Source organism: Methanosarcina sp. MTP4, from assembly GCF_000970045.1.
In the GTDB taxonomy this organism is placed as follows: Archaea; Halobacteriota; Methanosarcinia; order Methanosarcinales; family Methanosarcinaceae; genus MTP4.
Window position 1 is genome coordinate 1837485 of the sequence record NZ_CP009505.1, and the last position, 26833, is coordinate 1864317.

Annotated in this window: 16 protein-coding genes; 8 read left to right on the forward strand and 8 right to left on the reverse strand. The window is 43.2% G+C overall.

Annotation, left to right across the window (positions count from 1 at the left end; genetic code table 11):
* Positions 1 to 5 precede the first annotated feature (5 nt).
* The 4 genes from MSMTP_RS07805 (at position 6) to MSMTP_RS07820 (ending at position 2847) form a co-directional block, all read left to right on the forward strand.
* On the forward strand, positions 6 to 224 hold the full coding sequence (locus MSMTP_RS07805) for a type II toxin-antitoxin system HicB family antitoxin (protein ID WP_048178532.1): 219 nt from the start codon (positions 6 to 8) through the stop codon (positions 222 to 224).
* Positions 225 to 449 carry a type II toxin-antitoxin system HicA family toxin gene (locus MSMTP_RS07810; RefSeq protein WP_048178533.1) on the forward strand — a complete coding sequence of 75 codons (225 nt, stop codon included), beginning with the start codon at positions 225 to 227 and terminating at the stop codon, positions 447 to 449.
* Between the two features lie 515 nt (positions 450 to 964).
* Positions 965 to 2227, forward strand: coding sequence for an AN1-type zinc finger domain-containing protein (locus MSMTP_RS19695; protein WP_048178534.1), 1263 nt, complete (start codon positions 965 to 967; stop codon positions 2225 to 2227).
* A 155-nt stretch (positions 2228 to 2382) separates the two neighbouring features.
* On the forward strand, positions 2383 to 2847 hold the full coding sequence (locus tag MSMTP_RS07820; RefSeq protein WP_048178535.1) for a hypothetical protein: 465 nt from the start codon (positions 2383 to 2385) through the stop codon (positions 2845 to 2847).
* Between the two features lie 176 nt (positions 2848 to 3023).
* On the opposite strand, the gene MSMTP_RS07825 is transcribed toward MSMTP_RS07820, so the two are convergent.
* The 7 genes from MSMTP_RS07825 to carA form a co-directional block, all read right to left on the reverse strand.
* Positions 3024 to 3758, reverse strand: a complete 735-nt coding sequence (locus MSMTP_RS07825) for a hypothetical protein (protein ID WP_048178536.1) — start codon at positions 3756 to 3758, stop codon at positions 3024 to 3026.
* Between the two features lie 136 nt (positions 3759 to 3894).
* Positions 3895 to 5532: an IS1634 family transposase gene (locus tag MSMTP_RS07830; protein WP_048177107.1), complete on the reverse strand. Its 1638-nt coding sequence runs from the start codon at positions 5530 to 5532 to the stop codon at positions 3895 to 3897.
* 738 nt (positions 5533 to 6270) lie between these two features.
* The gene (locus tag MSMTP_RS07835) at positions 6271 to 10725 is read right to left on the reverse strand and encodes an AAA domain-containing protein (RefSeq protein WP_048178537.1); all 4455 of its coding nucleotides are present in this window, start codon (positions 10723 to 10725) and stop codon (positions 6271 to 6273) included.
* A gap of 273 nt (positions 10726 to 10998) precedes the next feature.
* A complete protein-coding gene (locus tag MSMTP_RS07840; protein WP_052718319.1) occupies positions 10999 to 13803 on the reverse strand; it encodes a HEAT repeat domain-containing protein in 2805 nt (934 codons plus the stop codon).
* Positions 13804 to 14090: 287 nt separating this feature from the next.
* Positions 14091 to 15278: an argininosuccinate synthase gene (locus MSMTP_RS07845; RefSeq protein WP_048178538.1), complete on the reverse strand. Its 1188-nt coding sequence runs from the start codon at positions 15276 to 15278 to the stop codon at positions 14091 to 14093.
* A gap of 1118 nt (positions 15279 to 16396) precedes the next feature.
* Positions 16397 to 19600 (reverse strand): carbamoyl-phosphate synthase large subunit, encoded by a 3204-nt coding sequence (gene carB / locus MSMTP_RS07850; RefSeq protein WP_048178539.1) that lies wholly within the window; start codon positions 19598 to 19600, stop codon positions 16397 to 16399.
* Complete coding sequence (gene carA, locus MSMTP_RS07855; RefSeq protein WP_048178540.1) at positions 19600 to 20706, reverse strand: glutamine-hydrolyzing carbamoyl-phosphate synthase small subunit; 1107 nt, start codon at positions 20704 to 20706, stop codon at positions 19600 to 19602. Before carA ends, carB begins: the two co-directional genes overlap by 1 nt.
* Before the next feature lie 990 nt (positions 20707 to 21696).
* On the opposite strand from carA, the gene MSMTP_RS07860 reads away from it, so the two are divergent.
* The 3 genes from MSMTP_RS07860 to MSMTP_RS07870 all read left to right on the forward strand — a co-directional run bounded on the left by MSMTP_RS07860 (position 21697) and on the right by MSMTP_RS07870 (position 25304).
* Positions 21697 to 23142: a glycine betaine/L-proline ABC transporter ATP-binding protein gene (locus MSMTP_RS07860; protein ID WP_082090549.1), complete on the forward strand. Its 1446-nt coding sequence runs from the start codon at positions 21697 to 21699 to the stop codon at positions 23140 to 23142.
* Positions 23136 to 23966, forward strand: coding sequence for a proline/glycine betaine ABC transporter permease (locus MSMTP_RS07865; RefSeq protein ID WP_048178541.1), 831 nt, complete (start codon positions 23136 to 23138; stop codon positions 23964 to 23966). Before MSMTP_RS07860 ends, MSMTP_RS07865 begins: the two co-directional genes overlap by 7 nt.
* A 420-nt stretch (positions 23967 to 24386) precedes the next feature.
* Positions 24387 to 25304 (forward strand): glycine betaine ABC transporter substrate-binding protein, encoded by a 918-nt coding sequence (locus MSMTP_RS07870; RefSeq protein ID WP_048178542.1) that lies wholly within the window; start codon positions 24387 to 24389, stop codon positions 25302 to 25304.
* A 95-nt stretch (positions 25305 to 25399) separates the two neighbouring features.
* Here the strand turns inward: MSMTP_RS07870 and MSMTP_RS19125 are convergent, their stop codons facing one another.
* Complete coding sequence (locus tag MSMTP_RS19125) at positions 25400 to 25555, reverse strand: hypothetical protein (protein ID WP_156153739.1); 156 nt, start codon at positions 25553 to 25555, stop codon at positions 25400 to 25402.
* 74 nt (positions 25556 to 25629) lie between these two features.
* Between MSMTP_RS19125 and mtaA the strand changes: the two genes are divergently transcribed.
* Positions 25630 to 26667 carry a methylcobamide:CoM methyltransferase MtaA gene (mtaA, locus tag MSMTP_RS07875; protein WP_048178543.1) on the forward strand — a complete coding sequence of 346 codons (1038 nt, stop codon included), beginning with the start codon at positions 25630 to 25632 and terminating at the stop codon, positions 26665 to 26667.
* Positions 26668 to 26833 lie beyond the last annotated feature (166 nt).

Sequence of the window (26833 nt, forward strand, 5' to 3'; positions counted from 1 at the left end):
ATATTATGAGGTTCAAAATTATCCTTGAGGAAGACGAAGAAGCCGGAGGATTTGTTGCCAGCTGCCCCGGCTTACCAGGCTGTTTTTCGCAGGGGGATACGGCTGAAGAAGCTATCGGAAATATTAAAGAAGCGATTCAGGCCTGTCTGGAATCCCTCGCAGAAGATGAACTGCAGGAATGCATAGGGAAATCCTCCTGCAGAGTGGTTGATGTGGTTGCTTGAATGTCCGGACTTCCTGTAATTTCCGGGATGCAGGCGATTAAAGCCTTTTCTAAAGCTGGCTGGTTCCCGCACCGGCAGGTGGGCAGCCATGTTGTCCTTCGAAAAGAAAGTTCAAGAGTTACGTTGACTGTTCCGAAGCATAAGGAACTGAAGCCTGGACTTTTGAGAAAGTTGATAAAAGCCTCAGGACTTACGGTAGAAGAATTCGAAGCTCTTTTGAAGTAAAGTTTGTGGTTTGGCCATTTTTGGATTATATAGAGTTTTTCCAATCCCATAGCAGTTAAAATATATTTTTCCGGTAGGCGGGACGCTTCAATCTGCCCCTCCCCCCGCCTCCGCCTGTCCGAATTCGAGCGATCGAAACCCCCGGTAATGTTTATCTAAAAGCAGCAAGTTTCTATCTCGCTCATTTTCTCCCTCCTATCCTCGATCGTTTTCCTTCGGGGCTGCTTTTAAATTAGCAATACGACTTTTTGTGTGGGGTGTTTTTCGAATTGTAGTGGTACGTTTGTCCTCTCGACCCCAATTAAGTTAAAATATATTTTACAGGTTGGCGGTCACTTCAATTAATCCCCCGCATCCGCTTGTCCGAATTTGATCGATCGAAAACCGTGATCCTTTAAGAACCTTCAAATAAACGTTCTTTTTTGCTCTCCTTTCGATATTTTATATTATCCTACTTTCAAAATTCAAATGAGAAAAATTAATATGTAATACAGTTATCTTTTTATTGGTGCTAGATGGTTAAATGTAGTTTTTGTGGTAAAAAAATAGGATCTCTTCCATTTAAGTGTAAATTCTGTGGACTTTATTACTGCGAGGATTGTAGATTACCGGAGTTTCATAACTGCGTTGGATTAGATATCTATAATATTGAACATGAAATAAAATTTCAGGAACAAGCTTCTTTTGTTGTAAATAATTACGCAAAAGCAGATGATAGAGGCTATACCGTTATAGTGCAAAAACCTGATCCAGAAAGCAATAGGGGCAAAATAAATTCTTCTACTTCCATTCCTGAAAGGAAAGTATCCAGTACTAAATCAGGAAGACACAAAAAGAAAATATCGTCTCCACATTCTACTTCTGGCAACAAAGTGGCAAACAATGAAAAAGGATTCGCTATTTCAGATAAAACCACGAAACCCATTGTTACAGCTAGTTTTAAAAATCAGTCAGAGAACAAGGAAAACAAATTAAAAAGTTCAAGGACTAAGCATACTAAGCCAAATAATCCAACTTCTACGCCCAAAAATAAAAGTAAGCATGAAAAATACAAATCTAATAAATCAAAAAGCAGCATCAGAAAACCAAATGGGCAGGGTACTGGCTCAAGACCAAACTCTAAAGCACAGAGTCCAAAAAACGCGACCCTGTACTTAAGTTTGCTGTGTATCGCAATTCTGGGCACGTTATTTTTTATGAATAGCTATGAACCAGATGATACAGGTCCACTGAAAGATAATCTGGGTAATTTCCTGGACGATGGGATTAGCAAAAAAGAAATTCCAATAGTTAAAGCCTCTGGAGAGTCTGTCCAGCTGGTTAATTACAAAAATGCGACCGACCCCACATGGGATGGGTTAATTTCTTTTCTCAGGAATGATCCGACGGATGGATCTACCTATAATGGCAGTTTTGTTTGTGCGGACTTTGCCGAAATGCTTCACAATAACGCTGAAAAAGCAGGACTTAAAGCAGGATATGTCAGTGTAGATTTTCTGGATATGGAATCCCACGCCCTCAATGTTTTTAGCACCACGGATAAAGGTCTTGTCTTTGTGGACTGTACCGGCGATACTGAAAAATTGGGTGCTCTGGACAGCAAAGATAAAATTGCTTATGTACAAATCGGAAAAGAGTATGGTATTGTATCGGCTTATAAAACAGACTCCCCGGATTATGAATTCTATGAGATACACAAAAGAAAAAGGTCTCAGGGAGTGCCAGGGGTTTACTTTGACCCGTTAGGTATCGTGAAAGACTTTGAGATCTACTGGTAAGGTTCTTGTGTTTCTGGAGTACAAGTGAGGTAGAAAATCATCTCGAAAATGAAAACATTTATTTTGTTCTTCTACAATTACTTTACATGGTTCAACAGTGTCCTAATTGTGGAGTGGTGGTCGGGAAACTCCATATGCGGTGTGTCTGGTGCGGAATGTACTTTTGTGAGGATTGTGTTGCTCCAGAAAAACATGACTGTCCCATATTTAAACAGCAGCTCGAGGAAGATGAGATCTCTTCAAATGAAGGTATTCCTGCTTTTTCCTATGACCTGTACAAACCTTATATTTCCGAAGATGATTTAGAGTTTGAGGAGGAAGCTCAGGAGTTATCAGAAAGCGAAAAAGCCGAAAAGTTAGAGAAAAATAGAAGATTTATAGATGAACAGAATCGTATCTTCAAAGAAAGGGTTAAATCTGTTTTTGCAGAATCCGAATGTTTTGAAGATGATTACGAATTCTCGGAACCTGTTGTACTTGCTGAAAATGTTCTTGAACTGGATCAAGAAGTAACCCGGGAAAACCTGGAAACTGATTTGGTGCCGGATAACTCAAATTCAGATTTTAAGGACAAAAAAATATCTTTATGGGGTAAGATTACTTCTAAGTTCAACAGGTAAATTGGTTATTGTATAGAATCGGAATGATGAGAAATGGCAGGAAATGGTTAGTTGGATAGTAAATGAAAGTTTTTCCTTTCGATCACATTTCAGTAATAATATATTTTTTCTGTTGGCGGGCTGCTCCAATTTGACCCCTAGCAACCGTTAGTCTAGACTACCCCTCGAAATCTTGTTCACTTTTCCTTATATTTCAAAACAAGATTCTTCAACTCAGAAATCTTGTCGGCTACAAGCTTCGGAACATTTGTTTCCATCTCATAAGTAGCAAGCATTGGAATTAGTGGAATGGCAACCTTCAGTTTCTGAGTTGTACTTAAAGGAGAATACAATTCATAGAGCACTTCATCGATCTTTTCTTTCATTTCAGGTATGTTGTCTTTGATCTCTTCCAGGTTCCTTTGGATCGTATCGAGATATTCCTGCGGATTTTGCAGTTCATCTACAGACTCTGTTAATCTGTCAACTGAAACCCTTAGTTCTTTAATCTCATTCAAAACTGGAGCTGTTTTTTCAGAAACCTGTATGTCTATAATTTGTGGAATAAGGTTATTGAGAAGAGTATACTGTTTCACTATGTCAGGTTCTCTTAGAATCCTATCAATTCGATTGAGGATTGAACTGTTTTCTTCAATTTTAGGAATGTATGATTTGAGAAGATTAACAAGGCTCTCAACTTGGATTTCAAGATATTCCTGACTCCCAATTTCCCATTTCTGAACCTCTCGACTGACAGCACATGCAATTTCTTCCGTATCAGTACCTTGAGATTCCCGGCACGCGGTCTTTGCTCTCTCCTGGATTTCTTTGAGGGATAAATCTAAGGTTTTGCAAGACAACAGTATATTGAAATCTTTACATGATTTCTTTTTGCTACGGCATTTCCTGTGAATCTCTTCCTGATCCAGCAATTCCCTACACCATTATATCCTAACACCACAAAAATTATAAATCCTTCTTTTACCGGAGTTTCTAAGATCTTGAAAAATAAAGGCTCTTGGCTACGATAATTTGAAGTCTAATAAAAAATTAATTAAGTTAACGATTTCAACTTGGGATATACTTCCCAAGTTGAAGTTTTGTAAATATTTTTGCAGTTTCTTTGTTCATTTCTTCTATAACAAACTCTGCATTTTTCTCTTCTTTTGCACTATAGACAAGACTCATTCTTATCTTTTCGAGATTAGTGGCCAATTTTTGAATTGTCAGTTCAGGATCATCAATCAAATGGAGTAAATAATTGTGGAGCAGTAATCCCATTACACAAAGAAACACGTGTGCTCTTATCTTCACATCCTTCCTTACATATACAGGTTTTATCGGTATCAGTAACCTGTCCTTTAGCCACTTTATGTCCTCTTCAATCATATTTCGGGAATCATACATTTCCACAATTTCTTTTGTTGCAAGGTTTTCCTTATCAGTAAATACAACAGTCTTTCCCATCCCTGAAAGAAACTCTTTCTCCCGACTTTCATTTAAACTGAAATTAAGTTGTAACTTCCCTTCATTTTCAATGACATTGTAATCAAAGAGTCCTCTATATTGCTTTGGTACCGTATCAACGACCCGGTTCATAAGGCCTTTTGATGTCATTTTTCTTCCCCTTCCTTTGTGGTTAAGCCTTGATCTTAGTTCTTCGATTTTCTCCAGAATCATGACTCTTTTTGTTTCCCACTCATGCATCTGTTTTCTCCTGGTAATTTCACTGTACTTTATTGCTCCGGTGAAATTCTGTTCATACCATTTCCCCATAATACGATGAGCTTTAATGATATTGTTTTTTCCATTTTCCCATTCCTCTTCAAAGTCGGACAAAGGAATTTGAAACAAATCTTTACACATCGAAGAAGGTAGAGCCCCAACAACATGCATTTTATCCAGAACATGTTCTATGTTATCTATTGAGTTCATTCCCCTATCAAAAACGATAGTAATCTCATCAAGAGGAATCTCGATTTCTTCTACACGTTTGCAAATGTTGTCAATTAAACCTGAAAACAAAGTTACATCAGGTATGTTTGCCGGGTAGGTAATTGTCTGAAAAGGAATGTTCTTGTTTGAAGTTGTTAAGCCAACACCTATCAGGTTCTTATCATACCGTTTATCCTTAGAGAACCCCTTTTTTGGGAGTTCCTCTCCATGCTCGATATGAGTGTAAAAGTTAGTCGTGTCAAATGTTAGTTTAGTTGGCCTTATTCCTTTTTGGATTAGTGTTCTGGAGACATCAATTTCGATTTTACGGATTGTTTCTTCATCCAATCTTTCCATGTAGTTAAGGAAGTTCTGACTTGAGAGTTTATATGAGGGATTCCAGAAAAATTTGAGTAAACTTTCTTTGAAGTATTCATCAAGAACATTCCTGCTAAGGATATGTTCGGATCTTCCGATGATGATTAAAAGGAGATATTCTGCAGGCGTAAGGCCTTTTATGCTTTTTCTGTCAATGTGTTTGTTCATAGCTTCAATGAGGCCTACTTCTTCAGCTGCCTTGAGTAAGGCAGCTGGTTTGCCAAAAGAGTAGGATGCTATTCTTGTTTCTTTTGTTTCCATTATGAGGTCATAAACTTGGTCAGCAGTCCCAACATACTTTTGAATTGTTTGGACAACTTTTCCATCAATTCGTTCATTCTTTATGACGTAAAGGTATTTGTGGCCCGATATAGTTTTAATCTTGAAGTGCATATGTGTATTATACCCTACTTATTAATAAATTTTTCTAAAATATTAGTTTCTATTTCGAAAAAATAATGTATATTGATTGTTTTTTTTATCAATTCATATTACAGATCTGATAACAATTATTTAATTATAGTTAGACCCTACAGGAATGAAGCCGCAAGATATCGTTTTTAGTCACAAAGTATAAACTCCGGTTTTAGCGTGCAAAGTTGGGTGTATCTTTTATTTTTCTGTTTTCAAGCAGTCATTAAGAAAAAGCCGGTCGTCTTCGCCGACCGGTGAGTACCTCGGTTATCTAAAATAAGCATGTTAACGAACGGTATTCTTAGATAATCATTATGATCTTCACTGTGGGGTGTTTTTTAGAATTAGTGAAGGGCTTTTCCGACCCCATATCAATTAAAATATATTTTTGTTGTCGGAGGTCACTTCAATCTCCCCCGAATCCGCTTGCTCGAATTTGAGCGAACGAAAACCCGGCAACGTACAGCTAAGAAGCAGCAGTTTCCAGCTCGTTCATTCCCCCTCTCCTCGCCCGACTCCTTCGGGGCTGCTTTTAGAAAATCAATATCTTTTTTGACGTGGGGTGTTTTTCCTTACTTATCGAGGGCTTTTACGACCCCAAATCAATTTAAATATATTTTTTCTGTCGGTGGTCACTTCAATCTAATCTCCCGAATCCGCTTGTCCGAATTTGAGCGATCGAACCTCCGGCAATACAGAGACTTAAAAAACATTCATTTAATTAAGACTTAATTCTTGTTTTATCTTTGCAATTACGTTAGTTGGAGTTTCTCTAACTGCTTTTGCTGGTACTCTTAGAACTCTAAATCCTTGACCTTTTAGATATTCATCACGAATATTATCTTCTTTTATAGACACCATTGTTTGAGTAACTGGATATGAACTTCCTTGGATCTCAACGAAATCTTGATTTCCAAGAGTTCGGAAGTATAATATTTCGTCATCAACTTTGATATATCTGCGGCTTCCTTCAAATTTAACAGGATATTTTTTTCCATTGATCTCCGCGAAGTGGTGTTGCTTTCCATCAACTTCAATTACCAATTTTACGCCTCGAGATTTGTTGATAAGCATAAAATCAACTTCAATTCCACCAATTATTACGTGTACCTGTGGTGTAAAACCTTCTATTATCATCCAGCTAAAGAGCTCCAGTTCTTCCCTGCTTGTATCCCGCAAGAGCATGACTGTATCAACATAGTTAATGAGGTTGCCTACAATCCCACCACTATTTTTACAATACTTAAAATCTCCAACAACAAAAAGAGCTTCGCGTGCCCTTGTCATAGCTACATTAATGAGATTTGGAGAATTTGCAAATTTTATGGCTCCTTTTCTCATTCCCCCAGCAATAACTGGACTGAAAATTATAATATCTCGTTCGTCACCTTGAAATGCGTGTGCTGTGCCAACTGATATGTTATTTGTTAAATCCAATTCATTAAGCTTTTTTTGTATTTCTTTAATCTGTGCAGAAAAAGGAGATACAATGCCAATATTTAGGTGACTGAAATGATCCTTATTTTGAAACTCTTGTACCAATTCGCAGATGACTTTAATTTCGTTAGGATTTATCCAGCTTTTCCCACCACTACCTCTATCGCATACTCCTGAAACATTTATCCCAAAAATTCCAGATTTAGCTGATTGCGCATTATCCTGTAGCAGCTCTTTTTTAAGTCTCAAACGTTTCTGATAAATATAGTGATTTGAAAAACCAATTATCAGAGGATGACTTCGATAATGTTCTATAAGTGAAATTATTTCTGCTCTACCACGTGGAAGACAATGCATTCCTATTTTAAACACATTATTATTGTTATGACCAAGTAAGTCTAACCACTTTGAAATTCCATGCTTAGATGCAAGGGTCAGTTCTTTCCCGGCACTTATATTGGATATTGCAGGTAATTGATTTGTATCTCCTATTATCGCTATTCTTTTAGCACGATAAATTAGAGGGAGGATATTGGTAAGTGTACATTGAGATGCTTCATCAATTATAAGCAAATCAAATATTTCTGGTTGCATTGGAATTGACTGTGGGGAAAGAGCCGTTGTAGTCCAAACTGGTATTGCATTGAGTGCCTTTTGGTACTTTTCAGGCGAAAAACCCTTTGCCATGTTATGGTTTTTTCTGTAATGATCGTAAAGGCTTTCAACGCTATCTAAAATTATTTTTTCTTTTTTAACCCTTTTTTCCCACCATTCTTTTGCACGAGTAAAAGATAATATTTCCAGTTCGGAATCAATTTTACTTATTTCTCCTTTTATTCGATCCGGATCAAAGTCAATAAAAAGTTCATTTAATTTATCGATTGGCCAGGAAGCGGTTGATTGTTTTATTAGTGGTAAAATGAAAGATTTAATATGTTTTTTATCTATATGATCAGGGATTTTGTCCATGGCAATTGTTAGATATTTTATTGCCCAATCATAAGCATCTTTCATTTCTTTATTTTTGGCAAAAAGAGTTGTTTCAGAGTATTCTTTCCATTTCTTATCCAACTTATTACATTCTTCTAAGTGTTTCCATAAAAGATCGTTTTGCTGGGGAAGCAATGTATTGTCTAGCTTTTCTATTGCAATCTGCGGTTTTTCATTCCACCAGGCGGAAATTCTAATTTTATCTGATGGGATTTGATCAATTAGTTTGGTGTATTCTTGAACTTTATTTTCCGCTTTTATGGCCCCATCCCATTCTGAAATCAAAGCATCAAATCTAATAGTGTTTAAAGAGCGTTGAGCAGATGTTATATTTTTTTGAGTAGGCCCGGAGATTAAAGACAACACTGTTTTGGTAAACTCTAATTCATTTGAATTCATCCAGGAATCAAGTACCTGAATGTTTACTAAGAGTCGTTGAAATTTCTGTGAGGCTTTTAATAACTCATGATTGAGTAAGTCAGATTTCTGTTTTGCTTTCCATGCTTCTGCAGCCTGAAAAGCTATCTTTTTCTTTAGTTCAATCTCCTTTATTAGTTTTAACAATGTTTCAGTATCTGTAATATCCACTTTTTGAGATAAATTAAGCTCTACAGCTTTACCTTGAAGAGATATGAACTTAGTTTCAATTTCTTCCCAGATTGTTTTCTGAGGATCCCACTCTTTTTGAATCTCAATCCAGCTAAGGCTTTTGTCAATTGCTTCATTAAGCAATTCACGTCCTTTTTGTTCACTCTCGCTAAAATTACTCCAGATCTCAATTGAATAATAGTTTCGGATTTCTTCTTCCGTCTTCTGGATTTGCTTTTTAGCTCTTTTCCTTTTAAATATGTTAGTTATACCGCCTGGGATTGAAGAAATATAAGCATACTCGTTTTTCCATTTTATGAGTTTATTTTCATCATGATTTGTACTTTCTGATAAACCTGCAGCTATAAGCTCGTTCCTTGTTTTATCAAGCTTTTTTCTGATCTCATTTATGCTTCTGAGCTGTTTAGAATAATCCGTTAATACTATTTGTATTTCTTTCATTAGTTCTTCTGCTTTATTCGTCCATTCAATAGCTTCTTTTTCTTCTTGCCATTCAAGGAATTCGTCTTTCATCTCAATTGGATTAAGGCATTCATCAACAAATTGATTGATTAGAGACTGATAATTTTTGAGCCACTTTTCAAATCTTTCCGGGCCCTGTTCCTTAATTACCCAATCAAAGTTGGTAAATAAATCTGGATCTACACAAAGTTTTTGTAGCTCTACATTTCTCTTCTTTGTGGCTATATCCAATTTATTTTTAATCTCAATTCTTTGTTGGGAATCAATTTTAATTTGATATTTGCATCTGTTGATTCCGTCCATCCATTTTTGGAAGGGAATTGAAACTGTTTCAGTGAAAGATTCAGGAGATACATTATAGCCTATTGAATTAATTTCAAGGGAGAATTTTTCTCTTTCTAGCTCGATTTCCGCTTTTTTATCAAGGAAATACGCATAAGATGTTAATGCTGATCTAAGAGCTTCGGTCACTTCTTGTGGTGTTTTTTTATTGAGAAATGTTTGCATCTCTTCTTTCTTAGAAACAAGTTCATCTATCCTTTTTTCAATTTCATTTAGTTCTGAGTGTTTCGTGCTTGCAGATACGTTGTTCAGAATCTTACTGAAAGCCTCGTCTATATTGCTTATATTTTTTCTTCCAGCACGTATTGCAATAGGGTATTCACAGTCAAAATTTGAAAGTCTGTCAAATACGATATTTACTGCAGCGTTTGTTGTGCTTGAGAATAGTACACTGATATTGTTTGCCCATGCATTTAGAAGTAGAGATACAACAACCTGGCTTTTTCCGCATCCTGGAGGTCCACTTATGACGGTAATTGGCTTTGATTTCAGTATTTCAGATACCGCCATCTTTTGTGAATCATTGAGAGGAACTATAGGGAGCAACTCAGATTCATTCACATTTTGACGTGAAGGCCAATAATCAAGTAATTTTAGGCCACCTATTACAGAAGGTTCATCTCTTAGTTGCTTTTCAAGTTCTGAATAATCTTGAAGAATATGATGTGTATATGGGGAACTGGTGGTAGGGGGAAGAAAAAATGCCCATGGATGATTTGTTATTTTTAAATTTTCATTTTTAGTGGATGTCTTAGTGAATATTTTTTTAAGTTCTGGTACCAGATTAAATATTTCATTGAGGAGACATTGAGAAAGATTTTGTTCATCTTTATCAGAAAGAACATGTGCTTTTTCAATGATTTCTTGTGTAGTATCTTCAAGTGGTTTTTCTGATTCTATTTCATTTTCACTCAAAATTTCATAGATTTTTGGAGATAAATTCCAACTTCCTTCACTAGGTAATATACGTATACATTCCTCATCCATTTCAAGTTCTACACTTCTGTAAAAGAGTGGATTTAAATATTTTACAAATGAATTTTTATCCCATTTAGAATTTATCCAGCATGGACCACCAAGATACCCTTCTAAAGTACTTTTACTTGATATAAGTTCTAATAATGGTTTACTTGTGATGGATTCGTATGGAATTTCCCAAGGACCGGCCATATCTTCAATTGGAAATTGATCAATAAGTGTCCAACGGTCAGAATTTAATTGGTTTTGGGTCCCCAATGGTAGACTAAAGAAATTATCCTGACTCATTTGAACAATTTCTTTATGAAATTGGATTACTTTTAACCATGGAATTTCTCTTTTTTTGCACACCACTGTTAAAAATAGTCTCCAATGTATTTATGATTATTTGAGAGTGTTGGTAATGTCTGGAGTTTGTAGATAAAACACAATAATTGAACTTTAACTCCAAAAATCTTCACCATATGGAATTATTGGATTTACTAACAATGATAAAATGGTCGAATTTTGGGTGATTATGAAGTTTTTTGACTACATAAATATTAAAATATATTTTTTCTGTCGGCGGGCTGCTTCAATCTAAACCCCCTGAAACCTTTTGCTCGAATTTCCCCCTAATCGATAGTTTCAGCTTAACTTTTCAACGAGATCTTCTCTGTCATTCAGTAACAGATAGCCTTTAATTTTCCTGGCTAATCTATCCGGAAGCCTGGACAATTTGGTAATGTGCTTCCCTTTTATTCTCTTCAAATCGTCTTTTAGCTCATCATAAGAAATTTCCTGCAAAGGAATTGTTACTATGTGCTTTGCCCCTGTCCCCAAAATTTCAATTCCCGAAGATATTTCGATTTCTTCTTTTATTCCAGGCTTCAGACAAATCCTTATTTCGTTCATTTCCTGAGTAAGTCCATCCAGTTTTGTTCCTAAATCCTGCCCTACTTTGCTGATATTTTCGACAACAACATCTTCAGGAACAACTTTCACCGTAGGGATCTGACCAATCACAAAAAGCAGGGTTTCATACTGTTTCGTCAGATCTCTTTCATGCCTCATTACTTCAATCTTATTCAGAATATACTCGTTTTCGGGTAGATCTGCTACTTTCGATTTTAAAAGATAAGCAGCGTCCTCTACTTTTTGAGTCATTTCTTCCTGACTCCCAATTTCCCATTTCTGAACCTCTCGACTGACAGCACATGCAATTTCTTCCGTCTCAGTCCCTTGAGATTCCCGGCACGCGGTCTTTGCTTTCTCCTGGATTTCTTCGAGGAGGGATTTTAGTTTGCGATCGAGGATGGGAAGGCCTTTTCTTAGTACTATTGTGGCAGAAGGTGCTTTCTTTTTGGCATTCTTCATCAATTTAGTGGCTTGTTCACAATATTTTCTGTAAAAGTTAAGTTCTTCCTTCTTGGATTCAAAGTCCAGATATTCAGCATTTTGCACTTCTTTTAGTGCATTTGCTAAGTTTTCAAGTATTTCTAAAAGTTCTTGTTTACTTTTTGAACCTTTCACAGCATTTCTCGCTTCGTAGAGATAACTATCTATCACTTCTTTAGATTCACTTTTGTCGAATAATATTGAATGAAAAGATCGATAGAATGGAAGGCAAAATTGCGAAGGATTAATATCACCAGATTCTTCAGATGTTTTTTCAAAGAATTCTATTGCTTTCTCTAGCTCTTTCTGATAAATGTCTTCTTTTTTTGCTACAGATGCTCTATATATGGAAACTTTCCCTAAAGAGTGGTTTGCTCTAATTCGAATGAATCTATTTTCATCTATAGATAGTTTATATAAATCTTTAAAAGCTTGTGCTTTATCTGGAATGTAGGGAAAGGCGGAACCTATGGAACCTGCCAAAGCAATCCGCACAAAGAATTCTTCGTCATTAACCAATCGGTGCAAATCTTCCCACCCTTGATCTCTGTCTGAGATATATGGGAATGCTGAAGCAATCGATTCGATTGCACTTCTTCTTAAAGCGCTGTTCAAATCGAATGTCATTAAATGCAAATGATCCCATGCTTGTTTTTTGTTTGGTATGAATAAAAAAACCTGTCCAATTGATGCTATTGCACTTTCTCGAACATCAACATTTTCATCATTAGTAAGCTGATTTAAATCCTTCCAAGCTTGTTTTTTGTCTGGGATATGTGGGAATGCTTCACCGAGTGAATAAGCAGCATTAATCCTCAAATCTGAATTTTCATCGTATGTTGCATTGTGTAATATTTTCCAGATTTGTTTTTTCTCTTTAGCATATTCAAATAGCGATCCTATCAAACCTAGTGCTGTAACCCGAACATCAAGTTTTTTACTCAACATCAAATTGATGAGATCATTTAGAGCTTTCTCTTTATTTGGGATAAACTGAAAAATTTTTCGTATCCTACTTTCGGCATTTATTACAACGTCTACGTCTTCATCAGCGATTAATTTTAAAAGATATTCCCAAGCTTCTTGCTTGTTAGGAATTGAAGTAAAAGAGTTTCCTATTGAAGTTACAGCTCCGATTCTTACCTCACTATTTTTGTCTTTTGTTAATCTGCATAAATCTTCCCAAGCTTGTTGTTTATCAGGAATAGAAATAAAAGAATCTCCTATTGAAATTGCAGCTCCAGCTCTGACTTCACTACTTTCATCTTTAGTTAATTCGTGCAGGTCTTCCCATGCTTTTTGTTTATCGGGGATGTAAGGAAATGCAGTGCCAAAAGAATCTGCTGCAAAACTTCTTACTTCGCTATATTCGTCTTTTGCTAACCAATGTATATCTTCCCATGCTAGATTTTTATCCGGAATAAATGGGAAAGAAATAGAAAGTGAATAAGCTGCATTACTTCTAACATAAGTTTTTTCGTGCCTTATTAATTTGTGCAAATCTTCCCATGCTTTATTTTTATTTTCTACATGAGGCAGTACAAATCCAAGAGAACATGCTACACCTCTCAGGATTTCACTATCTTCTTCTGATGCAAGTCTGTGTAAATCCTCCCAAGCTTGTCGTTTATCCTGAATATATGGGTAAGCATCACCAATGGAAACCGCTGCTCCCCACCGAACACCTTCTTGCCCGTCGGAAGTTAACCTATGTAAATCTTCCCAAGCTTGTATTTTATCTGGAATAAAGGGAAACGCGATCCCTAATGAGGAGGCTACTCCCCATTTTATGTAAATTTCTTCGCTCTCGGTTAGTTTGTGTATAAATTCCCAAACCTGAAATTTATCCTGAACATGTGGGAATATAAGGCCAATGGTGCATGATGCAAGCCACCCTACTTCTGGCTCCCCACTTTTTGCGAGCATTACTAAGATCTCTAATGCAGTTTTTTTATTGGTTAGGTTTGTGAATTCTTTTTTTAGTTGTTGAATTCCTTCAATGCATTCTTCCGTACTAATACTAAGACATTTATTGAAAATTTCTTCTTGGTCCACCAATTCCCTGCACCATTATCCTCTAACACTCCAAAATTTATAAATTATTCTTCTTTCTGCCTCCATCATTTCTAAAACTTTTTGTTTATACATACAATTCTATTTTCAAGCAGTTATTAAGGAAATGCCGGTCGTCTTCGACGACCGGTGAGTTCCCCGGATATCTAAAATAAGCACGTTGACTAACGGTTTAAAATTCACAGAAAAACGAAATCGGAAAAAGGCTAAAAAGAACTCAATAAAAAAGGGGGGCCTGCCCCCTCTAAGGGAACAGGCAAAAAAACGTTTTATTCCTTATCCACAAACTTCTTAAATAACCTTGCCTGGAACCCGTGATACTTCGCAAACCCTTCGGCATCCTTCTGGTCAATAGTCTGACTATCAAACGAAACCAGTTCCTCAGAGTAGAGCGCATTCGGAGAACTGCGAGCCAGGATCGTCAAACTTCCCTTGTACAGCTTAACCTTGACCGTCCCGGTTACCTTTTCCTGGGACTTGTCGATAAACGCATTCAAATCAGCATAGAGTGGGTCATCCACGAGGCCGTAGTAGGCAAGTTCGGACCACTGGTCGTCCACGCTTTTCTTGAACTTGAGTTCACCGCGGGTGAGGACGAGTTTTTCGAGGTCGCGGTGGGCGGCGAGGAGGACGGTGGCTGCGGGGTGTTCGTAGTTTTCGCGGGCTTTTAAGCCGAGCACGCGGTCTTCGATCATGTCGGTGCGGCCTACGCCGTGGGTGCCTGCGATTCCGTTGACCGTCATGATGAGGTCGTAGCCGGACATCTCTTTGCCGTCAAGGGAGACGGGGACTCCTGCCTCGAAGCCGATGTCAAGGACGATTGGCTTTTCAGGGGCTTCTTCGGGGGACTGGGTCCATTCGAAGATTTCTTCGGGGGGGACGAAGGAGGGGTCTTCGAGCTTGCCGCCTTCGATGCTGCGGCTCCAGAGGTTTTCGTCAACGCTCCAGGGCTTGGCTTTGGTGGCTTCGACGGGGATGCCGTGTTCTTTGGCGTAGTTGATTTCCCATTCGCGGGTCAGGTTCATCTCACGCATCGGGGCGATTACTGCCATGTCGGTCTGGCGGAAGATGGCTTCGAAGCGGAGCTGGTCGTTTCCTTTTCCGGTACAGCCGTGAGCTAGGGCAACTGCCCCTTCCTTCTTTGCTGCCTCGACCACTTTCTTGGCGATCAGGGGGCGGGCAATGGAGGTTCCCATCACGTAGCCTTCGTAGTCGCCGTTGGCTTTGATCAGGGGGAAGACGTAGTCCTGAACGAACTCTTCCTTTGCGTCGATCGTGTAGTGGGCGTCGCTGATCTTTGCGGCTTTATCGTCGGCTTTCTTAATATCCTCTGCCGGCTGGCCCACGTCAACTGCAACAGTGACTACTTCGTCGTACCCGTACTTTTCCTTGAGGATGGGGATGCACACTGAGGTGTCAAGCCCTCCCGAATATGCTAATGCTACTTTCTTTACCATGTTAACTACCCCTTGGTAAATCTTTTCATGAATGCATGAACTCATGAATTCATGAGCCCACGAATTCACGGAATCATGAACCCACAAATTAATGGATTCACGAACTACTGATTTCTATGAATAATTACTGATGTTTGTGAATTGTTTGTGAATATAAGCTGAAAACAAATAACTGTGGAGAATTTTACCAGGAAACCAGGCTCTTTCTCCATGCCCTTTCTTCAGGGCTTTCATTTTAAATTATTTTGCAGCCCTTCCAGGCCATCCGGATGTATTTTCCGGTCACCGGGTGGCAGGTCGTTCAGATGTATTTTTTAGTTACCAGGCTGCAGGTCATCCGGATATATTTTTAGGTCACAGTGCTACCTTTGCTTCGTCATGAATTCTAAGTACCGGCGTTCTCACCGGCCGCGGAGCAAAGCGACGCGGACGGCTTTTCCCTGAATTCATATATAGAAATTTGTAAGCAAGCTTTGAAACCTCTACTTTCTTGCCAGAAATTTGTAAGCAAGCTTTGAAACCTCTACTTTCTTGCCAGAAATTTGTAAGCAAGCTTTGAAACCTCTGCCTTCTTGCCAGAAGTCTTGCGCCCTAGAGTATAGCCCGAATTTTAATTTATTCGTTACGCTTCGTATTATATTTGATTATATTCAATGTCCTTAATTCCTTCACCAGTTTAAAGTGAAAGTTTAACCACGGAAAGCACGGAATTAAGGAAATGAAAAAGGGTACAATCCTTCCGTGCTTTCCGTGTCTTCCGTGGTTTTAATGTAAGTGAAAATATTTGCGTCCGGGACTATTTTCTCTATTCATTCCAGATATTATTCCAGAAATTGTCCCATACATTATTCAGGCACAATTCAAGACGTTGTTCAATATGTTATTTCAGGCGCAATTAAAGGCGTTGTTCCGGACATTATTCCCTGTATCTTTCTTTTTTTATTACACAGGAAAAGCCGGTCAGCAAGCTGACCGGTGAGTATCCCGGTACCCAAAAGCCAGCGAAAGAAACGGTTCTCAGGCTGAACATTCACCACCCGGTCATTTTTACGGGGCTTCGGATGTTCAATCCCGTATGATCCCGTTCACCTGTTACCTTTCTTATAGTACCTGCCTGCTCAGATCTCGGCGTGGTACTCGTTAATCGATTTGATGGTAAGCTCGCCGGTCTTCATTGCCTCGATGGCATCAGCTGCGGCTTTGGCTGCCTGGATTGTGGTGATGTAGGGCACCTTGAAGTCCACGGCTGCCCTCCTGATCCTTGAGCCGTCCCGCCTGGACAGCCTGCTCGTCGGGGTGTTGATGATCAGGGAGACTTCGTCCCGGCGCATCATATCGATTACGTTCGGGCTTCCGTCGTGTACCTTTTTGACCGTATCCAGGAAGATCCCGTGGTCGGCAAGGTAGTTGACCGTCCCGCTGGTGCCCATGAGTTCAAGGCCGGCAGCTTCGAGTTTCCGTGCTATTTCCACGAGCTTGGGCTTGTCATCTCTCCGAATGGAGAGGAAGACCTTCCCTGTCAGGGGGAGAAGGTTTTCGGCAGCGATCTCGGCTTTGAAGTAAGCCCTTCCGAAGTCGTAGTCAATGCCCATGACTTCGCCCGTACTCTTCATTTCGGGGCCGAGCACCGGGTCTGCTCCGGGGAGCTTGTCAAAGGGCAGGAGGACTTCCTTTACCGAGACGTGTTTGACTTTGGGCTCGTCGGTGTAGCCAAGGTCCTTCAGGCTGTGCCCGGCAATGACTTTGGATGCGATCTTGGCAAGGGGGATTCCGACAGCTTTTGAAACGAAGGGGATGGTGCGGCTGGAACGCGGGTTTGCCTCGAGCACGAAGACTTTCCCGTCCTTTTCTGCCATCTGGATGTTGATCAAACCCTTTACCTTCAGGGCAAGCCCGATCTTTCTCGTGTACTCCCTGACCGTTTCCAGGGTCTCTTCCGAAAGCGACTGCGGGGGGATCACACAGGCGGAGTCTCCGGAGTGCACCCCGGCTTCCTCGATGTGTTCCATGATTGCGCCGATGAGCACTTCCTGCTTGTCGCAGACGGCATCGACATCGATTTCACAGGCGCCTTCCAGGAAGTCGTCGATCAGGATAGGGTGTTCCGGGGAGACCCTTACTGCCTCTTTCATGTAGCGTTCGAGGTCGGTCTCGTCATAGACGATTTCCATTGCCCTGCCGCCAAGCACGTAGGAGGGGCGGACCAGTACCGGGAAGCCGATGCTTTTTGCAACCTCGATTGCTTCGGCTTCGGAGGTCGCATACCCGCCGTCGGGCTGTTCGATCCCGAGTTCTTCCATCATCTGGTGGAACTTTTCCCTGTCCTCTGCAAGGTCCATGTCGTCAGGGTCGGTGCCCATGATAATGGTGTCAAGGTCCGTCCTGCGCTGAAGTTCCTTTTTCAGGGGGATTGCCAGGTTCACCGAGGTCTGCCCTCCGAACTGCACCAGGACCCCATACGGTCTTTCCCTCTCGATTACGTTCATCACGTATTCCAGGGTCAGGGGCTCGAAGAAGAGCTTATCCGAAGTGTCGAAGTCCGTGGAAACGGTCTCAGGATTGTTGTTGATGATGTGGGTCTCGATTCCCTCTTCCCGAAGCGCCGTTACCGCGTGCACGGTACAGTAGTCAAACTCGATTCCCTGTCCGATCCTGATAGGGCCGGCGCCCAGGATAAGGACCTTTTTCCTGTCCGTGGGGTCGGTTTCGCAGACGTCTTCGTATGTAGAGTAATAATAAGGAGTTGCAGCCGCAAACTCGGCAGCGCAGGTATCCACCATCTTGAAGGTTGCAACGATTCCTGCCTCGTGCCTGCGATCGCTGATTTCCTCCATGGCCTTTCCTGTCAGTTCAGAGAGGCGCGAGTCCGGAAAGCCCATCTTTTTTGCTTCGCGGAGAAGCTCCGGAGTGAGTCCTTCTGCGCGGATGCGCTTTTCCTTGTCCACGATTTTCTTTATTTTTGAGATGAAGAAGGGGTTGATCCCCGAAAGGTCGCAGATCTCCTTTATGGAATACCCTTTCTCAAGGGCGTTGTAAATAACAAAGAGGCGTTCACTGGTAGGGGTCTTGAGGAGCGTCGTGATCTCATGCTCGTCCCATTGTTTTATCCCGACCTGGCTGTCGATGTCAAGGGACTTGAAGGCCTTCAAGAGGGACTCTTCAATCGTCCTGCCGATTGCCATAACCTCTCCGGTACTCTTCATAGCCGTGGTCAGGGTCTTGTCCGCGGTTGTGAACTTATCAAAGGGCCACCTGGGGATCTTCGTAATCACATAGTCCAGGGCCGGTTCAAAAGAGGCCGGGGTATTTTTAGTGACACTGTTTACGATCTCGTCCAGGGTCATTCCCACAGCGATCTTGGCAGTCACACGGGCAATCGGGTAGCCTGTTGCTTTTGAAGCGAGAGCCGAAGACCTTGAAACCCTGGGGTTGACTTCCACAATGCGGTAGTCCCCTTCCTTCAGGGCATACTGGATGTTGCAGCCCCCTTCGATCTTGAGGGCGCGGATGATCTTGATTGATGCTGTCCTGAGCATCTGGTGCTCTTCGTCGGTCAGGGTCTGGGACGGCGCCACAACCGCGGATTCTCCGGTGTGCACACCCATGGGGTCGAAGTTTTCCATGTTACAGATCACGATACAGGTATCGTTTGCATCCCTCATGACCTCGTACTCGACTTCTGCCCAGCCGAGCACGCTTTCCTCGATCAGGACCTGGTTGATGCGGCTCCTCCTCAGGCCCCTTTCCGTAATCTCCAGCAGTTCTTCCCTTGTACGGGCAATCCCGCCGCCTGCTCCTCCCAGGGTGTAAGCCGGGCGGATGATCAGGGGAAGCCCGAGTTCCTCGACCACTTCTTCGGTTTCCTTCAGGGAAGAGACCGCCTTGCTCAGGGGAACTTTCTCCCCGATCCTGAGCATGGTCTCCTTGAATAGCTCCCTGTCTTCCGTGTTCGTGATGGCTTCCACAGGGGTCCCCAGGGTCTCTACCTCGAACTTTTCAAGGACGCCCATCTCGGCAAGCTCACTGGTGATGTTCAGCCCGGTCTGACCTCCGATTCCGGCAATGATCCCGTCGGGCCTTTCCTTTTCGATGATCCTGGCAACGACCTTGGCGTCCAGGGGCTCGATATAGACCGCATCCGCCATTTCAGGGTCGGTCATGATGGTTGCCGGGTTCGAGTTGACAAGGACGACTTCGTATCCCTCTTCTTTAAGGGACCTGCAGGCCTGGCTGCCCGAAAAGTCGAATTCTGCGGCCTGCCCGATAGTGATCGGGCCGGAGCCTATAAGGAGAATTTTCTTAATGTCACTGCGTTTTGGCATCAAACCTCACCTCCGAGGACCTTTACGACCTTCCCGAAGAAGACTTCCTCCGTATCTGTGGGTCCCGCGTGGGCTTCCGGATGGAACTGCACGCTGAAAACGTCTAGGTCTTTGTGGGATACGCCTTCCACGGTCCTGTCGTTTGCGTTCAGGTATTTTACGTAGAGCCCTGTCCCGTCCAGGGAATCGGCGTCCACCGCAAAGCCGTGGTTCTGGGAAGTGATAAAGACCCTGTTTTCCACCAGGTCCTTAACAGGCTGGTTTCCTCCCCTGTGCCCGAATTTGAGCTTGTAGGTCCTGGCTCCCATGGCCAGGGAAATGATCTGGTGCCCGAAGCAGATCCCGCAGACAGGGACCGTGCCCGCAAAGTGCTTGACCGCGTTGATTGCGTCCTTTGCAAGTTCGGGGTCTCCCGGCCCGTTGGAGACAAAGAGAAGGTCGGGCTCGTAAGCTTCGATTTCCTTTGGGGTTGCTGTTGCCGGGACAACCGTCAGGTCAATCCCTCTCTTGCTAAGGTTCTTCAGGATATTCCTCTTGATCCCGAGGTCGATTACAACCGCTCTTTTGGGATTCCCGTTTCCTTTCCAGGCTCCCTTTGCCGCCGGGATGGAGTAGGGTTCCTTGCAGGTAACCAGGGAAATCAGTTCCTGGTCCGAGATCTGGGGGAAATTCCTGGCCATTTCCACGGCTTCCTCCCCATCGTCACTCCCCGTGATCAGGGCAGCCCTGAGGGTCCCGCGGTCTCTGGTCTTGATGGTAAGGGCCCGGGTGTCCACGCCTTCGATCCCGGCTTTTCCCTCGTCCTCTAAAAATCTGTGAATGGAACGGGTAGATTTGTAATGGTAGGGGTTTCTGCAGGCCTCCCGCACCACAAGCCCCTCCGCATGGATGTTGTCGGACTGGAAACGCTCTCCGCTGACCCCGTAGTTCCCGATCAATGGACTGGTGAACATAAGGAGCTGTCCCTTGTAGGAAGGGTCTGTCAGAGCCTCTTCATATCCAGTGAATTGAGTTGTAAAAACAAGTTCGCCGCACGCTGTTCCTTCGGCACCGAAACCCGTGCCTTTAATAACTGTTCCGTCTTCTAAACCTAGTACTGCCTTCATCATCTGAACCTGCGCATAAATGTCATAGGTGACCTATAAGTGTTACGATGATTCTGAACTCTTTCTGGTTTTCATATGCCTTTTAATATATATATACTATAATGATAGGAGTCCCAGGTTTCCTCCAGGCTGACCTCCCTATCCTCCTGCTCTCCTGCTTCTCCTGCTCTCTTGCTTTCTTGCTCTCTTGCTTTCTTGCTCTCTTGCTCTCTTGCTCTCTTGCTTTCTTGCTCTCTTGCTCTCTTGCTTTCTTGCTTCCCTGTTCTCTTGCTTTTCTGCTTTCTCTATTCCGATCTCCCTATTCTTCTTTTTCCCTGTCCTCCCGATTTCTCCTGTCCTCCGATCTTCTCTCCTTTAATGCTGCTTTTGTTTCCAGGGGCCTGTTTTTTATAATGATACATAATCTCGTTTGCTTGCCGTAACCCTGCATGTAGCCCTGATAGTATTATAATACTGTGAAGAGCCTGTAGGGTCCGCACTGGTCATAAGCTGATGCGGGATAGCTAATTCCTATTATCTACTGCCGGTGTTGTCAGATGACATAATGGGGCACTATATTATACTGTGACCTGTTATTGTGCATCGCAGGTTATTGCCCATACCGCAGGTCGGTTATTCTACTGTTTATGGCGTGTTATCGACGTAACTGTGGAAGGTAACACGATTAAAAACGGATATGTAATCCGGGTTTACTTACGTTTTGGGCTCTGCCATGAAGCTATTTTCTTTCAAAAATTATTCTGCCATTCTCAAAAGTTTTATCCCGGGACGGAAAATCTATTTATTCTGTAAATTCGAATCAGTTGACCCCACATCTTAGATCTTTTCCCTCTAATGAGAATAAATATATATAATTTATGCCAGTAGCTATATATAATATAGTCAAAACACTTATACTAATTAATGTAACGATTTTCTGACTCAATTATTCCGACTTCTGACTCAGATTTCCCAAAGGAGCCACCATAGTGGTTTTCCCGAGGTTTTATTGTGGATAGGAAAGTAAAATTGGAAATTAGAAACATTTCAAAGATTTTTGGTAAAAACCCCCAGAAAGTAATTTCTCTTCTTAATAAAGGTTACTCCAAACACGAGATTTTTGAAAAAACGAAACAGACTATCGGACTTAACAATGTCAGTTTCGAAGTTTATGAAGGAGAAACGTTTGTTATTATGGGACTCTCGGGTTCGGGAAAGTCCACTCTTTTGCGCTGTATAAACCGCCTTATTGATCCCACGGCCGGGAGCATCTTCATTGACGGGCAGGACATCGCGTCCATGGATGCGGAAGCCCTGAGGAAGATCCGCAGGAGCAAACTTGGTATGGTGTTCCAGAACTTTGCCCTGCTCCCGCACAGGACCGTGCTCGATAACGTGGCTTACGGCCTGGAAATCCAGGGAGTTCCAAAAGAAGAGCGTTACGAAAAGGCCGAGGTCTCAATTGAAACCGTCGGGCTTAAAGGGTACGAGCAGAGCAAAATCACCCAGCTCAGTGGGGGAATGAAACAGAGGGTCGGGCTTGCCCGGGCTCTTGCAAACGACCCTGACATCCTGCTCATGGACGAGGCGTTCAGCGCTCTTGACCCCCTCATCAGGTCCGAGATGCAGGACGAACTGCTCTCCCTGGAAGACGCGATGCAAAAGACCATCATCTTCGTGTCCCACGACCTTGACGAGGCCCTTAAACTGGGAGACAGAATCGCGCTAATGAAAGACGGGGAAGTTGTCCAGATCGGCACCCCGGAAGAGATCCTGACCAACCCTGCAGACTCCTACGTCTCGAAGTTCGTTGCCGGTGTGGACCGTTCAAAAGTCCTCACTGCCGAAGCCGTGATGTGGAGGCCCGAACCCCTCGTAGCCGTAAGTTCCGGACCCAGGGTTGCCGTGCAGTTGATGAAGGAACACGGGATTTCCTCGATCTTTGTGGTTGAAGGGAAAAACAGGATTTTGAAAGGTATCCTCATGATAGACGATGCCGTGCAAGCCCTGAAATCCAAAAAGAGTTTCGAGCCCATGATCAGGGAAGTCCCCTCCGTACCCCCGGAAATGCCCCTGAACGAGATCATTCCCCTTATTGCGGACAGCGAATACCCTCTGCCCGTGGTCAATGAAAACAGGAAGCTTAAAGGAATCATCGTTCGGGGTACCGTGCTCGGAGCCCTGGCAATGTCCGAGGATACCGCAAACGGTGAAGCCGAAGAGCTTGGAGCTGACACAAAAAGCACAGCTGAAATGGAGTCTCCTGACCGGGTTTCCGGGGAAAGTACGCTTGAAGGGAGCAATACTTCAAAAAGCCCTGTCTCGGACGGACCCGAGGGAGAATTAAAGGGAAAAGCTCCTCCTGAGATCGAAGTGAATAAAGAGCTTGATAACAGGGAGCTTGATAATAAGGGACCCGGAAGTCTCGACAAGGACCTGGATGTGAACGCATGTTAATCCCCAAGCTTCCTATAGGTGACACCGTTGAGTTTGCGGTGGACTGGATCGAGGACCACTTTGGAGTTGTGCTGGACCTGGTAAGTGACCAGCTGGATTTCCTGATCTCGGCGTTGAAAGACGTCCTGCTTTTCCTGCCTCCCGAAATCTTCATTCTCGCCCTCTCTCTCTTTGCGTATTTTGCAGGGAAACGGAATACCAAGCTTGCTGTCGGGACGGCTGGAGGCTTTCTGCTGATCCAGAACATGGGGCTCTGGGCCCTTTCCATGGAAACCCTTGCCCTTGTGCTCTCGTCAGCCATGCTGGCCCTCTTTATCGGGATTCCGGTGGGCATCCTTTCCGCAAAAAGCGAGGTCCTTAACCACGTCGTAAGGCCGGTGCTTGACCTGATGCAGACTATGCCCTCTTTCGTCTACCTTATCCCTGCCCTGATCTTTTTCGGGCTCGGAAACGTCCCTGGTATGATCGCAACCGTGGTCTTTGCCATGCCCCCGGCAATCAGGCTCACGGACCTGGGGGTCCGGCAGGTCCCAAAAGAACTCGTGGAAGTTGCTGACGCCTTCGGGTCCACAGGCTGGCAGAAACTTGTGAAAGTGGAACTGCCGGTAGCCCTCCCGACTATTATGGCAGGGGTTAACCAGTGCATCATGCTCGCGCTTTCCATGGTGGTAATAGCGGCAATGATCGGGGCAAGGGGCCTTGGCTACCAGGTGCTTTTCGGCATCCAGAGGGTGGACATCGGCCTCGGTTTCGAAGCAGGCCTCGGGATCGTTATTATTGCGGTTGTCCTGGACCGGCTCACCCAGCACCTGAGCCCCAGGTAATTGCTGTAAAAAATAATTGTTGTAAAAGATTATAGAAATCCTTTTTACATTTTTTTATTTTTTAAAAAATATGTAAAGTTGCATGCATCTTTGTCGATGTGTTTTTTGAATATCCCTCCGAAATTAAGTCCCATATCAACTTAATTAAATATGTTACTTGAAATTTAAAAATATTTGCAGAAAAATAGTTATCCTATTTAGTTGTTAAATTAAGTTGTTAAATTAAGTCGTTGAATTAAGTCGTTATTAAGTCGTTGAATTAAGTCGTTGAATTAAGTCGTTGAATTAAGTCGTTGAATTAAGTTGTTAAATTAAGTTGTTGAATTAAGTCGTTGAATTAAGTTGTTAAATTAAGTTGTTGAATTAAGTTGTTGAATTACAAGTGGTTGTGTTATATTGAATGATATAAAGACAAATAATATGAAAAAACTTAAATTAATTTTCATAGTCGGGCTTGTCCTCGGTCTCTTCATTTTCGGAGCAGGCTGTGCTGACAACGGAGAAGAAGTTGAAGACGGCTCTGAGGAAGGTGCTGCAGGAACTGCTGAAGTTTCCGAACTTGATCAGCCTGTGAAGATCGGGTACGTCCTCTGGGATGGGGAAATTGCCAGTACCAATGTAATCCAGCAGGTCCTCCAGCAGGCTGGGTATACCAATGTGGACATCATTGCAGTGGATGCAGGACCCCTTTACCAGGGTGTGGCCTCCGGTGAGTTCGACTTCACAACATCAGCGTGGCTCCCCCAGACCCAGGCAAACTACTGGGAAACCTACGGGGACCAGCTTGACTCCGTCCAGGTGAACCTGGAAGGCTGCAGGATCGGACTTGTTGTGCCCGCATATGTGGAAATTGACTCCATCGAGGAACTCAATGCCAACAAGGACCAGTTCGACGGCGAAATCGTCGGAATCGACCCCGGATCGGGCATCATGCAGGTCACCGAAGATGCAATCACGGAATACGGACTCGACTACAACCTGGTATCGAGCAGCAGTGCAGGCATGACCGCTGCCCTAAAGAAAGCCGTGGACGACGAGGACCCCATCGTTGTAACCCTCTGGTCTCCCCACTGGACCTTCAACCGCTGGGAGCTTAAATACCTTGACGACCCCAAAGGCCTCTACGGAGAAGCCGACCACGTTGAGACCCTCGCAAGACTGGGTCTTGCAGAAGACATGCCAAACCTCTACGGCATCCTTGAAAGGTTTGTCTGGACCCATGACGACATCCAGTCCGTTATGATGGACATCGAAAACGGCATGGCTCCTGAAGAGGCTGCCTCAAAGTGGGTCGAAAACAACCCCGAAAAAGTCAACGAATGGATCGGAGAGGAGTAAATTTCTCTTCTCTTTCCCTTTCTATTTTTTGCATCTATTTAACATCATTTTAACATCTTTCTTAATATCTTTTATTTTCATCTATTCTTCAACGATTACCGATAACAGCTAATAGCTTCAGTTGAAAATAACTTTACAGCTGAATATACCTCTCCAGCTGAAAATAACTTTCCAGCTAAAAATACCTCTCCAGCTGAAAATACCTCTCCAGCTGAAAATAACTTTCCAGCTAAAAATACATCTTCCACCAAAATATCTCTCCAGCTGAAAATACTCTTCCACCAAAATACCTCTCAGCTAAAAATACTATTCCGGGGCAGTTTTTATGGAAAAACCAAACTTCAGGAAAGAAATCCTCAACGTTCTCTCAGGCAAGACCCCTGCAAACCCGCCGGTAGGCAGTTTCACAACCACCCCTGTCCTCGAACTGATGGACCTTAGCGGGGCAGCCCGCCCGGAGGCTGACAGCCAGCCCGACAAAATGGCTTTGCTTGCCTTTTCCCAGTACGTGAACGCTTCTTTTGAAACCCTCAGGTATCCCTTTGACGTGGTTGTGCTTGCAGAAGCCCTGGGTTGCAGCATTGACCCTGGCACGAAAGCCAGGCCCCCGGCAGTGACAAAAGGCATCGTCGGTCGTCCTCCTGTAATCCCCAAACTCCCCGAAGCTCCAGAAGTTCTCCTTAAAAAGGGCAGGATTCCGGCTGTCCTGGAAGCCACGGAAATCCTCCGGGAAAAAGCAGGCTCGAAGCTCCCGCTAATCGTGGGAATGGAAGGCCCCGGAGACCTTGCGACCTCCCTTTGCGGGATTTCGAATTTCCTGAAGTGGACGATCAAAAGCCCCCACCTCGTAACCAGGCTGGTGGACCTCTGCACCGACGCCTGCATTATGTACGGCAGGGAGTGTCTGAAAAGAGGAGCAGATGTAGTCGTCATAGCCGATGCCGTCTCCTCCCCTGTCATGATTTCCCCGAATGCCTTCAGGAGCCTGATAAAACCGGGCATGGCAAGGATCCCGAAAGCCCTGGGGGGCAAAAGCGTCCTTCACATCTGCGGCTCCGCCGACCCGATTATTGCGGATATGGCCGAGTGCGGGTATGACGGGCTGAGTCTTGAGGAGAGCATAAAGGACCTGAAAAGCGCCGTGCACATAGCCCATGAGTGCGGGACTGCCGTCATCGGAAACGTCTCAACGTCGAGGACACTCTTTGCCGGAAAGCCGGAAGACGTTAAAAGAGGAGCATTCGAGTCCCTGCAAGCAGGCGTTGATGTGCTTGCTCCGGGCTGCGGGCTTGCGCCGGAAACCCCGCTTAAAAACCTGAAGGCTCTGGTGGAAGCAAGGAATGAGTTTTGCGGGAGAAAGTGAGTACAAAATAACCGAAGTGCCAAAAAAATAATAATTGGTTTTAGGGCAGGGTTTGTTCGACTACTGCAAATCGAACCCCATGCTCTCACCGGGCGCCGAAGGCGGCCGGCTTTTCCCTGAATAAATCCTTGAATACGCAGAAATTGTTCCTTTCCTGCCATAAATT